Source organism: Pyxidicoccus sp. M15, assembly GCF_056858435.1.
Map to the genome: position 1 here is coordinate 7,912,160 of NZ_CM166495.1, position 11,934 is coordinate 7,924,093.

The following is an 11,934-nucleotide window of genomic DNA, read 5'->3' on the forward strand; positions in this document are numbered from 1 at the left end:
TCCTCGTGGGACCTCGATGAGCGCGGGCCCGTGGCGCGAGGACCTACGCGCTCTTGCGGCGCCGCATCATCGCCTCGTACGAGCGGCCCACGCTCTGGGAGAGGATGAGCAGCTCGCCCACGTCCGGAGGCGTGAGCTGGTCCGGCCCGTTGTCCACGTACAAGAGGTGCACCACCTTGCCGCGCACCAACAGCGGCAGGATGACCGCCGTCGTCGGGAAGCCGCCGCCCAGCAGCTTGTAGAACACGCCCATCGCCGCGTCCCGCTTCACCGGACCGATGTAGTGCGAGCGCGTGTCCCGCACGAGCCGGAAGGTGCTCTGCTCCCTCAGCGCCACGCCGATGCGGTGCACCGCCGCCTCGCGCACGCCGGCTCCCATGCCGTGCCAGCCCGTCACCAGGCTGCCCTGCACCGACAGCAGCAGGTTCCGCTTCCACTTGCCCAGCGCGAAGCGCAGCACCGTGCGCGCCACGTCCTCGCGGTCCGAGCTGCGCGCCAGCTCCGCCTGCGCCTCCGCGAAGGTGAGCGGCGTCGGCGGCGGCGCCGGAGGCCGCTGCACCGCGGGAGGTGGCGTTGCCGTGGCCCCCGCCGCCATGGGCGCGGCCGGCCGCTGCGGCTGGGACGGCCCCACCGTCACAGGAGGCGGCGTCATCGGGAACGGCTGCGCTGGCACCACGGGCGGCTGCGGCTGCGCCGGCACCTGCGGCGCGGGCCGCTGCGTCACTGGCGCCTGGGGCGCCACGGGCACTTCCGGCACGGGCAGCGGCTCCATCACCTCCACGCCGGTGATGACCTCCTCCGCCTCGCCCATGTCCCCTTCGTAGTCCGCCCCGCCGCGCAGCGCCTGCGCGTAGACGGACTGGAACTCCTCCTCGCTCATCAGGTCCGGCGCCTTGTCGGCCGCCTTCGCCAGCGCCGCCTGCGAGCCCGGCGCGGGCCTCGCGCGGATGGCGTTCATGTCGATGGCGCGCAGCGAGCGGAACGCCTTGCAGTAGCGCCGCAGCATCTGGTTCATCCGGAACTCGGGGATGACCACCGGCACCACGCGCTTGCCCGTCTTGAAGGCAATCTTGTCGAGCGTCTCGAAGTCGTGCGGGTTGAGCACGGCGACGCTCAGCCGCGTCGCGTCCACCCGCATGGGCAGGTACTCCTTGTCGTCCGCGTGGTTCGCCGACACCATCGCCAGCGCCTTCGGGTCCGGCACCAGCTCTCCGGAGGCAAAAGCAGTGTTGTGCAGCTGACCGAGCGACTTCGCCAGGTCCTGCTCGGACAACAGGCCCAGCTCCACCAGGTTCGTCCCGAGCCGCCCGCCGTGCACCACCTGCGCCTCGAGTGCCTCCTCGATTCCCTCGGGCGTGACGAGGCCTTCCTTCACGAGCAGTTCACCCAGGCGCATGGCCTGGAGCTTGTAGCCGTGCCCCGTCCCGCTCCGCAAGCACGCACGCCGCCGGGTGTGGGCGGCGCTAGTCCTCCGGGTGGTGGCTGAGCGCCACCCGGTTGCCCTCCGGGTCCCTCACGTACACCGACCAGCGCGTCTCGTGCTCCAGCGGCACTCCCGCCCGGGCGAAGGTCTCCACCACCCCGGCCCGGGCCGCCTTCGGAATCCGGAAGGCCAGCAGCAGCAGGCCCGGCCGCTCGTGGCGGAATGGGAGCGACTCCGGGTCCGAGCCCGCCGCCTCGATGGCCAGGAAGCCGCCTCCCGGCACGCCCACCCAGATGCTCCTCAGGGAGCCGTCCGGCCTCAGGTGCCGGGTCAGCTCCGGGAAGCCGAGCAGGTCCCGGTAGAAGGCCGTCACCCGCTCGAGGTCCTTCGCCTGGATTGCAACATGATGGAAGCCCTGAACGTCCATGGCGCGGATGCTATGGTCTGCGCGTCCATGGCGCGACTGCTCATCGTCGAAGACAACCACGAGCTGGCCTCCCTCATCGTCGCCGCGGCCCAGGGCCGCGGTCACGAGGCGCGGGCGGCGTACACCGGCGAAGCGGCCCTGGAGGCGCTCGGCCCCGGCTCGAAGTGGGACGTCGCCCTCGTGGACCTGCTCCTGCCGGACATCCGCGGCAGCGAGGTGCTCAGCGCCCTGCGCGCCCACGGCATCCCCGCCATCGCCGTCAGCGGCGTCTACAAGGGGGACCGCTTCGCCCAGGAGGCCGTCCAGGTCCACGGCGCGCGCGCCTTCTTCGCCAAGCCCTTCGAGCTGAACGCCGTCATGGACGCCCTGGAGGAGGCCGGCGGCATCACCCCCGTCCCCCGCGCCCCGCCGCCCGTGCCGGAGGCCGCGCCGCCCGACGAGCTGCTCGACGGCGAGGACCTCATCGTCCTGGAGGAGGTCCTCACCGAGTCCGGCGACGTCTCCGCGCCCCTGCACTCCGTGGCGGAGACCGAGGCGCTGCCGGTGCCCGACGACGGGGAGCACGCCCTCCCGCTGCCCTTCCAGCGGCGCGAGAAGGTGTGGAGCGCCGCCGCGTCCCCGTCCGCCGCCCCGCGCGGCTCGCTGCCCGAGTGGACGCTCGCGGGAGAGCTCAAGGACACCTCCGTCGCGCGGCTGCTCAACGCGTACTACGAGGCGCGCCACCACGGAGAGCTGAAGCTCAAGCAGGGCTCCATCCTCAAGGTCGTCTACTTCGAGTCCGGCCGAATCGTCTACGCCGCCTCCAACCTGGCGCAGGAGCGCTTCGGCCGCTTCAGCGTCCGCCGGGGCGTGCTGCCCGAGTCCCGCCTCGCGGAGGTGGCCGCGTACGCAAAGGAGCACGGCCTGCGCACCGGCGAGGCCATGCTGCGCCTGGGCCTCATGGACGCGGAGCGGCGCCGGCAGCTGCTGGAGGAGCAGGTGAAGGAAATCCTCTGGTCCACCTTCACGTGGACGGAGGGCCAGTACGGCTTCAGCGCCATGCGGCCCCAGCGCGCGGACCTGGTGAAGCTGTCCGTCTTCCCCGGCGACCTGGTGCTGGAAGGCGTGGAGAAGACGGAGACGCTGGTGGCCCTGCGCCAGCGCATGCCGCCCTCGCGCCGCCTGTTCCCCACCGCGGACCCGCCGTACGGCCTGCACGAATTGAAGCTGCAGGGGCCGCAGGCGCTGCTGCTCGCGTACGCGGATGGCAGCAAGACGGTGGAGGACCTGCTGGCCCTCACGGATTTGTCCGAGCGCCAGGCCCTGGCCACGCTGCGCGGGCTGGAGTTGCTCGGCGTGCTTGAGGAGCGGCCCGAAGCACCGAGCCGCCGCCACCGCATCACCTTCGGCCTCTAGTCCGCGGCGCCGCCACGACGGCGGCGCAGCAGCCGCGCCAGCGCCAGCAGTCCGAGCACGGCCGAGCCCGCGTCCCCGCTCGAGCACCCGCACCCGGAGGACGGCGGGGCCGGAACCGTGCCCGACACCCGCACGCCATTGAGGAACACCTCTGCGCCGTAGCGCTGTGAGGTCAGTAGCCGGGGACGCGCCACGTAGGTGAGCGCGCTGGCGCCGCTGGCCGGCAGCGTCACGCCGTCCACCGCGAAGCCACCCTCCACCGCCTGCTCCACCACGGGCCGGCCGTCCACCTTCACGCTGCCGGGCACCCAGTCCACGCCGTCCACCTGCTCGACGTGGCGCAGGCTTCCCACCTGGCAGGCGGAGGTGTTGCGCAGCTGCACCACCACGCCCACCAGGCCCGTCTCCGAGCCGGCGGGCGACTCCGTCTCGTGCGTCACGTCCACGAAGGGCGCCGTGGTGATGGGCACCACGTGCTGCGTCGTCGTGCTGTTGCCGCCGCCCGCGTCCGCGGTGACGCTCAGCACGACGGACTCGCCCACCAGTCCCTCCAGGCCCGTGTCGCGCGTGGCCACCGTGACTTGCGCACCGCCCAGCTCCGCCTCCTCGAGCGCGGGCCCGCCCACCTGCCTCCAGGTGAGGTCCACCGTCTGGCACGCGTTGGCGGGAATCGTCTGCGTCAGCGTGGCCGTCGCGCTCTCGTTGCAGCGGGCCACCAGCGCCTCGCCCTCCAGCGCGCCCAGCTCGGTCGGGAGCGCCGGCGCGGACACCCGCGTCTCGGCCGTGCCTCCGTTGCGACGCGTGCCGGTGCTGTCGTCGAAGAGCTCGCCGTGGACGAGGTAGTCCCGGGCCGAGCATGCGGGCGGCAGCGGCGGCGTCCAGCTTCCCGGGACGGCCACCACCGCGTCGGCCACCGTCGCGCCGTCCAGGTCTCGCAGGGACATCTGCGCCTTCAGCGCGTACTCGGCCGTGCAGAGCACGGACGTGCCCAGCTGGATTTCCACCTGTCCCCCGTCCGCCGGCACCGCCGTCAGCTGGAGCTGGGCGGCGGTGACGTCCTCCACGGCCGGCACCGCATCCACCCGCACCGTGGCCTCGTCGCCGTCCTGCACGACACCGGCGTCGGTCCGGATGCGGTTGAAGGCGGTGAGCGACAGGCTGTCGCGCGTGCATGCGGCGGCCTCCACCCGCAGCCGCGGGCTCACCACCGGGGACTCCAGCGAGACGGTGCCGCCGTCCGCGTCCCGCACCGTGAAGGCCGCGGGCACTCCCGCCGCGGAGTCGCTCAGCCGCCACACCGTCTGCACCTCAGGCAGTCCCGGTGTGCCGGTGCACGGATGCAGGGGCGTCTCGGGCGACACGTCGCTTCCCGAGCCCGCTCCCGAGGTCAGCGCCCGCACCGCGCCCGGCCCGAAGGGCGCCAGCGGACGTCCCCAGGGCGCCACGTCCACCGAGAAGCTCGTGGGGAGGGACGCCAGTCCGCCCTCGTCCAGGCCCTGCACGTTGTACGTGTGGCGGACGCCCTGCGCGTCGCACAGGAACGGTGGCGGCGTGAAGGTGGCCGTCCCCCCGTCCTGGGACACGGCGAGCTCCGGCTGCGTCGCCGTCGTCGACGTCCAGCGGTAGCCCACCGTGTCACACGGCCCGCTTCCGGGCGGCGTGGCCGAGAAGCTCAGGGGCGTTCCGCCCGCGATGACTGCGGCATTCACGGGCGCCACACCGGGCACCTCGGGGCCTCGGATGTTGTTGAGGGTGACGCTCACCGCCGCGGTCTGGTCGTGGGACTTCAGGCCATCCGAGGCGAAGACGTTGAGCACCCGCGTCTCCTGCTTGCAGACGTCCCTGCGGGGCGTGATTCGCAGGTCCAGGGTGTCCGGCTGCAACCCGGCGCTCACGTCGAACAGGTCCGCCGCCCCCGTGGCATCCACCGAGACACGCACCGCGTCGCCGTCCTCATCGGTCGCGAGGACCCGCAGCGGCACGGTGCCACTTCCCTCGTTGATGGACAGGGGCTGCGTCCCTGTCACGAAGTCGGGCGCATTCTCATTGTTGTAGAGGAAGACGTTGTAGGCCGAGTCGCCATTGCGGTTCACGATGATGGCGCAGAAGGTGGAGTCCACACAGCCCACCTCCACCGGCGTCGGCGTCGGCGACAGACCGACGTCGACCTTCGGATTGACGCGCCAGAGCGTCCCCGCGTCGGCCGCGCTGTCGGCCGGCACAGCCCCCAGCGCCACGAACTCGTCGTTGTCGTCCAGGCCTACCGCCATGCCGAAGCCCTGGCCATGCACACTGCCCTGGCCGGTGTTCACGTCCACCGAGAGGATGCGCACGCTCGTCCCGGCGTCGAGAATCGTCACAGCCGAGAACGGAGTGATGGGGCCGGCCCCCGTTGGCGGCGTGAGCTGGCCCCGGAAGAGCCCGGAGTCGTTTCCGTAGATGGCGACGGGATTGGGCCCCTCCGTGGCGAAGAGGTCCACCGTCGTGGGCGCCACCGGCGGCAGGCCGTCGGGGATGTCGACCTCGGCCACGAGGTCACGCCCCCGGAACCAGAGGAATCTCGCCATCCCCGGCCTGACGTGGAAGACGGCGTGGGGGACCCCGCCGTCCGTCTCCGTCACCGCCATCACACCATCCGTGGAGAAGTACGCGGGGTCGAAGACCAGCTGGGTCCAGGGCAGTGTGCCCGTATCCTCCGGAAGCGTGGTCATCAACTCGAGCTGGGTGATGTCGCGCTTCATCATGGCGTAGCCAATCCCAGAGGGAGTGAAGCGTGCGCGCTGCACCCCGTCCGTGATGGAGGTCGTCGGACCATTCTGGCTGATGTTCTCGTTCGAGGAAGGCAGGCAGTTGCCGTTGCTGACCAGCGTGCCGTGCTGCTTCACGGCGGCGAAACAGCCGGAAGGGGACAGGAAGGTGCCGCGCACGTCCGCTTCGAAGAACTCCGCGGCGAGGACGTAAACCCCGGTGGGGACGTCGTACCCCCAGAGCTCTGCCCTGAGCGTCGTCGACACCGAGTACACACCGGGCCGCCAGACGTCCACGTACTGGGGGAATCCCACCACGGGGTTGGCCCTCGTCGTGGTGGCGGATGCCGCCGTGGCCAGACCCATGCAGAGGATGAAGACGATGGCGGCGCGCACGGCTTGGCTCCTAGTAGGCCACTTCGGCTCGCAGGTAGAGCCGGTCCTGATTCTCCGACGAATCGGCCGTCAGCCCCAAGCCGCTGAAGCCCAGGAGTGTGTACCCGGCAGCCAATCGCAGTCGCTCATCGACCCGGTATGCCACCTCCGCCCTCACCGCCGTCAATCTCTCACCGTCCAGGGATGCAGTCCTGCGTGCGAGTTCCGCGCCTACTTCCAGTCCTCCCACCACCCGTACCGCGGGGCGTACCGTGCCGGTCCACACCCAGCGCACGGAGTCCGCGAGGCTGGAGCGGCCCGCGTGCAGGCCCGCCGCCACGGACAGCCGGTCTCCCAGCTTGACGGCCGGCTGCAGCGAGAAGAGCTGCAGCGCCCGCTCGCCAAACGCGGCGCGCGCGCCGGGCAGCAGCTCACGGGTGAGGCCGTAGCGCGCCACCACCAGCCACGGGCCTGGCCGCCAGGCCACCGCCGCGTAGCCCTCCGTGAATCTCGCCTCCAGGGCCTCCGCGCCGGCGGTGCGGGCGAAGTCCACGCGGCCGGAGGCCGTCACGTCCTCGTGCAGCTCCGCCTGCGCGGCCAGCGCCACCACCGTCTGCAACCGGTCCACCGGCGTCGGGGCGCCGCGCTCCGGCGTGCCCTCCTCCCGGCGCAGCTCCACCCGGCCCTCCAGGCGCAGGCGCTCCAGCACCAGCTGGCCGAAGACGCCGGCCACGTCGCGCTTCAGCGCGGTGTCCACGTCGAGCAGGCTGCGCACGCCGCGCTCGTACCGCGCGCCCACGCTGAAGCCGCCCGTCACCTGCTGCTGGAGTCCCACCGCGCGCGCCAGCCGCACCGAGGTGGCGTCATGCGCGCCCACGTCCTCGACGAAGAGCGCGGTGCCGCTGTCCGGCAGCTCGGTGCGTGCCCCCGTCAGCGTCCGGCCCGCGCCGAAGTCCGGCCCGTCCACGTCCACCGAGTAGCCGCCGTAGTACACCTCCTGCCCGCTCCGGGACTCCACGTTGGCCCACGCGCGCGGGCCCAGCTCAGGACCCCAGCCACCATGCACGCCCACGCGGGTGTCCTTCGCCACGTCCACGTCCACACCCGCCGAGGTGAAGGTGTCGTCCATCCGCCCCGGCCCCTCGCCGTGCAACGCGAGCTTCTGCCGGTGCGCCGCGCTGACGTCCATGCGCCCGAACAGACGCAGCGAGCCTGCGACGCCCGCCGAAGTGCGCCCTCCGAAGAGGGCCGGCCCCACGCCCGCCACCTCCGCCGCGCCCAGCCGCGAGTCACGCACCTCCAGCCGCGCGCTCCAGAGCGCCTCCTCCCAGCCCACGGCCGCGCCCACCGTCCGCGCGGTGAAGGGCGTGTCCGCGAAGGGCGCGCGAGGGTCGGCCGAGCGCCGCTCATCCGCCAGCAGCGTCAGTTGCAGGTGACGGCCCACGGGCTGGCGCAGGCGCAGCGACGTCTGCCGGAACAGGGCCGCGTCCGTGTGCGCGCCGTCCGAGTAACCCTTCGCGCGCAGGCGGAAGGCCGCGTCCACCGAGCCGCCACCCAGCGGCCCCGGCCCGCGCACCCGCAGGCCCAGCGCCTCGCCCTGCGTGCCGAGTCCCGACGCGGGCCGCAGGAAGCTGAGGCCGCCGTCGTCCGACACGCCGAAGCGGCCGAACTCCACCGCCGTGCCCCGACTGGAGGCGACCTCCGCCGTCAGCGTGTACGCGCCGAGTGTCGCCCGCGCCCGGCCGGTGTACAGCGTGTAGGGCCTGCCCTCGCGTCCTTCCCGCACCGCCGCGAGTCCCAGGCGCGCGCCGAGCCACTCACCCCACAGCTCGCCGCCCGCCGTGTCTTGCGCGTCCGCCGGCCGCAGCGCCGCGTAGTCCACCACCAGCACCGGCTCGGGTGCCTCGGTGGGCGAGCCCGTGCGCAGCAGGGACTCGCCCGCGATGAAGGACAGCGGCCGCGCCAGGAGGATGCGGCCGGAGAAGTAGTCAATGTCGTAGTCGCGCCCGCGCACCAGGTGACGCTCCGCCAGCGGCAGGCCGGTGACGCCGTCGCGCACCTCCAGGCGCACCAGCTCGGAGCCCTCCGACACCGACACCGCGCCCAGGTAGTAGAGGCTGCCGCCGGTGGCGCGCAGCTCCTCGTGCGCGGGCACCGCCGTCAGCAGGCGGCTGGGGTCCGAGAGGCTCCCGCCAAACACGTCCACGCCCGCGCGCGCCGTCGAGTCCTGCATCGGCTTCGTCTTCAGCTCCGCGTACGGGCCGAAGAGCGGCCGGTGGTAGCGCCCCACCTCACCGTCCTGCAGCAGGGCCCGGTACGTGCCCAGACCGGCGCGGCCGTAGTCCTCGTGCCGGGCCTCCATCCTCAGGCGTCCCTCCGGGGCATTCGGCGTCAGCGCCACCGAGTCGTCGCCCCACTCGACGGGCGTGAGGTCGATATCCGGCACGCGCTCGAAGCGCTCGGGCAGGCGCGGGCGCAGCCAGTCCGGCAGGCTGGCGCCGTTCAGCGTGCGGCCGTCGGTGTCGCGCAGGTCCAGCTCGCCCACCAGCTCCAGGTCGGCCAGCCGCCATTCCGCGTGGGCGGAGCCGCGGCCCCGCAGCTGCACGTCCCCGTCCGCGGGGGCCCAGGTGGCCTCCACGTCCAGGAGGCCCACCGCGAAGGGCCTCGCGGCGGCGGCAATCTCCAGCGTCTCGTCGCGCGGCGGCTCGCCCGGCACCTCCAGGTGGAGCGGCACCGCGTTGCGGCCCGGCTCCAGCGTCACCGGCACCTCCACGCTGCCCTCCGGCCCCACGACTGTCTCGCCCTTCGGCGTGCGCACGCGCGTGCCTTCCGGGGCCTCCACGCGCAGCCGGGTGGTGCCGCTGGCCACCTGCTCGTCGCGTCCGGCCGGCAGCTGGAGCGAGCCCGCCGGCGCCACGGGACGCGGCGCCACCAGCCAGCCGTCATCGCGGCGCACCACGTCCACGCGCTGGCGGAAGAGGCGCACCGCGCCGTCGGGAGCGGTGGCGGTGATGGCCAGCGTGTTCTGCCCCACCACCAGCGGGACGAGCGCGCTCCACGCACCCTGAGCGTCCACCTCCGCCGCCACGCCCGCCACGGTGACACGGTCTCCGGACGCCGCCTTGCCGGCCACGCGGAAGCGGACGGCGCCCTCGCCCGCCACCAACTCGGCCACCGGCGGCGCGGCCGCGTAGGAGAGCGCCAGCGGCGGCGCCTGCGTGGCCACGCTGCGCACGGCGAAGTCCTGGAGGACGGCGGCGCCCCACGGCACCTCCACCGTGGCGGCCTCCGGGCTCACCCGGCTGGCGGCCGGCAGCGTGCGCGGGTCCACCTTCAGCCGCTGACGGCCCGGGCGCAGGTGCAGCCCGCCCGTCGCATCCGGCATGCGCGAGTCCACGCCGTTGACGTGGTAGCGCCCGCGCGCGTCCGTGCGCACCTCGCGGCCGGTGGTGAGCACCAGCCGCACGTCCGGCAGGCCCGGCTCGTCCGCGCCACAGCGGCCATCGCCATTCGAGTCCAGGCACACCCGGCCGGCGAGGGTGGACGCGAGCGACGCCGCGTCGGACGACAGTCCCTGCGCCGCCGACACGAGGGGCACCCCCAGCACGGCCACGAGCAGGCGCGCGACGTGCCTCATGGCCGCACCTCGGCCAGGGCCGTCACGCCCGTGCTCACATCCGCCACGGAGACACCGACGGGGCCCGGGGCCCGCACGGTGAAGGAGGTGCGCCCGTCCTGGACCGCTTCATCCACGCGCTCACCGCCGGACAGCGCCACGTGCAGGTGGCGGCCCTCCAGCACCTGCCCGCGCGCATCCTCCACCCAGTACGTCACGCGGGTGCCCTCCACCTTCAGCCGCACGTTGACGGGGACCTCGGGCGCCAGCCGCACCGGCTGCGACACGGCGGGCGGCACGAGCGGCGACTCCAGCGGATACACCAGCCCCTCCGCGCCGAGCACGTGGACGGTGCGCGCCAGGCCCGGCCACACCCCGTGCGACACCTGAAGCGTCCCGGTCCGCGGCGGCCCCAGCCGCACCGTGCCGTCCGCGCCCGTCACCACCGGCTGGCCATCCACGCGCAGCGGCTGCGCGGGCACGGGCAGCCCCGCCAGGTCCGAGACGCCCGCGTACAGCGCGCCGCCGTCCCTCCACACGGAGATGCGCGCGGGCTCGTTCCCCGCGGGCCCCCAGGCCCGTGCGCCCACGGCCACCTCCGCCGCGTCGCCCGACGGAGGCGGCGTCCACAGGGTGGTGAAGGTGCCCGGCGGCGACTCCACCGGCGGCGAGAAGCTGCCCACCGGCGCCCGCGGCTCCACCACCGCTCCAGGCCGGGGACGGCCGAACGCATCGCGCGCCGTCACCCGCACGTCCGCCCGGGCCCCGTGGTGCACCAGCGCCTCGGACACGGACAGCCCCACCTCCGCCACCGGCCCCTGCACCAGCTGCAGCGCCAGCTCCTCGCGCGAGCCGGCGCCGCGCTGGGGCCACGCGGCGGTGATGCGCTCGTCCTCGGCCAGCGCGCGGGGCGCGGTGTAGCGCCACTCCAGCAGGCCCCCTTCCGCGCGCACCGGGCCGCTCAGGGTTCCGTGCCGCGCCTGGGCCGTCACCCTGGCATCCCCCACCGGCTGGCCGAGCGGGTCGCTCGTGGCGCACACCAGCCGCGCCCTGGACGCGCCGTCCGCCGGCAGCCGCTGCGGTTGCAGCACGCACGCCAGCCCGTCGGTGGGCGGCAGCATCAGGTCGACGGGCATCCGCCGCACGTTGCCCACCCGGTCCACCACGCGGCCCTCGCCCATGCGGTGCCCCGGCGGGACGACGATGGGCAGGCGGAAGCGGCCATCCGGCCCCGCCGCCACCGGGCCGAAGGACGTGCCCGCGATGTCGATGGAAATCTGCGCGTCCGGCTCCGTGGTGCCCGGCAGCGTCACCGACGCGGCGAGCGGCACCAGCACGCGGCCGTAGGCCCCCTGGATGGACTGCGGGTGGGGCCACGCGGAGAACGCCACCAGGATGGCCACCTCCGGGTAGCGCGTGTCCGGCAGCACGTAGCGGGCGCGGTAGGTGCCCGGCCCGGTGCGCTCCAGTCCCTCCACCCGGCCGATGCTCGCGCGCACCACCGGCGGCGCGCCGCTGTCATCCGCGGAGCCGTCCGGGCGCTGCATCCGCACGGTGAGCACCGCTTCCTTGTCCCGGCCCTTCACCGGCGCGGGAGGCTCCAGCGCCAGCCGCACCTCGGTGGCCGGCGGGCCCACCATGTAGCGCGCCTGCGTCTCCAGTCCGTCCACACGGGCGCGTATCACCACCTCGCGCGCACCCGGCTTCGGCACCGCCACGAAGGTGCGCAGCGGCGGCTGCTCGGGGCCGTCACGCAGCTCCGCGCCCTCCGCCACCACCGACGGCGCGCTCAGCGGCACCGGCGCACCCGACGCGTCCCTGCGCACCAGCGCCACGGGGAATCCATCCGGCGCCACGGCGGACAAGGGCCCGAGGAGCTCGAGCGTGTCCGCCCAGGCCGGGGCGCACAGCAGCAGCAGGGCAACGTGGAGGAACCGGTTCAGGCGGCTCC

General features: G+C 74.0%; 6 protein-coding genes. 1 reads left to right on the top strand and 5 read right to left on the bottom strand.

Annotated elements, in window-relative coordinates:
- Positions 1-43: 43 nt before the first annotated feature.
- Positions 44-1,396 carry a cyclic di-GMP-binding domain-containing protein, MshE-related gene (locus ACX9TP_RS29130; protein WP_482973901.1) on the bottom strand — a complete coding sequence of 451 codons (1,353 nt, stop codon included), beginning with the start codon at positions 1,394-1,396 and terminating at the stop codon, positions 44-46.
- A gap of 67 nt (positions 1,397-1,463) precedes the next feature.
- Positions 1,464-1,850: a VOC family protein gene (locus tag ACX9TP_RS29135; protein ID WP_164000834.1), complete on the bottom strand. Its 387-nt coding sequence runs from the start codon at positions 1,848-1,850 to the stop codon at positions 1,464-1,466.
- Between the two features lie 12 nt (positions 1,851-1,862).
- On the opposite strand from ACX9TP_RS29135, the gene ACX9TP_RS29140 reads away from it, so the two are divergent.
- The gene (locus ACX9TP_RS29140; protein ID WP_482973902.1) at positions 1,863-3,245 is read left to right on the top strand and encodes a DUF4388 domain-containing protein; all 1,383 of its coding nucleotides are present in this window, start codon (positions 1,863-1,865) and stop codon (positions 3,243-3,245) included.
- Here ACX9TP_RS29140 and ACX9TP_RS29145 read toward each other — a convergent pair.
- Genes ACX9TP_RS29145 through ACX9TP_RS29155 form a run of 3 tightly spaced genes read right to left on the bottom strand, consistent with a single transcriptional unit; the run spans position 3,242 to position 11,902 of the window.
- Positions 3,242-6,388: an MYXO-CTERM sorting domain-containing protein gene (locus ACX9TP_RS29145; protein ID WP_482973903.1), complete on the bottom strand. Its 3,147-nt coding sequence runs from the start codon at positions 6,386-6,388 to the stop codon at positions 3,242-3,244. The two genes, ACX9TP_RS29140 and ACX9TP_RS29145, sit on opposite strands and share 4 nt — an antisense overlap.
- A gap of 10 nt (positions 6,389-6,398) precedes the next feature.
- Complete coding sequence (locus ACX9TP_RS29150) at positions 6,399-10,004, bottom strand: flagellar motor protein (RefSeq protein WP_482973904.1); 3,606 nt, start codon at positions 10,002-10,004, stop codon at positions 6,399-6,401.
- Positions 10,001-11,902, bottom strand: a complete 1,902-nt coding sequence (locus ACX9TP_RS29155; protein ID WP_482982236.1) for a serine/threonine-protein kinase — start codon at positions 11,900-11,902, stop codon at positions 10,001-10,003. Before ACX9TP_RS29155 ends, ACX9TP_RS29150 begins: the two co-directional genes overlap by 4 nt.
- Between the last annotated feature and the right edge of the window lie 32 nt (positions 11,903-11,934).

What these genes read in the sequence shown, in the direction of transcription:
- ACX9TP_RS29130 (WP_482973901.1), bottom strand. Translation starts at nt 1,396, where the DNA reads ATGCGCCTGGGTGAACTGCTCGTGAAGGAAGGCCTCGTCACGCCCGAG.
- ACX9TP_RS29140 (WP_482973902.1), top strand. Translation starts at nt 1,863, where the DNA reads ATGGTCTGCGCGTCCATGGCGCGACTGCTCATCGTCGAAGACAACCAC.
- ACX9TP_RS29150 (WP_482973904.1), bottom strand. Translation starts at nt 10,004, where the DNA reads ATGAGGCACGTCGCGCGCCTGCTCGTGGCCGTGCTGGGGGTGCCCCTC.
- ACX9TP_RS29135 (WP_164000834.1), bottom strand. Translation starts at nt 1,850, where the DNA reads ATGGACGTTCAGGGCTTCCATCATGTTGCAATCCAGGCGAAGGACCTC.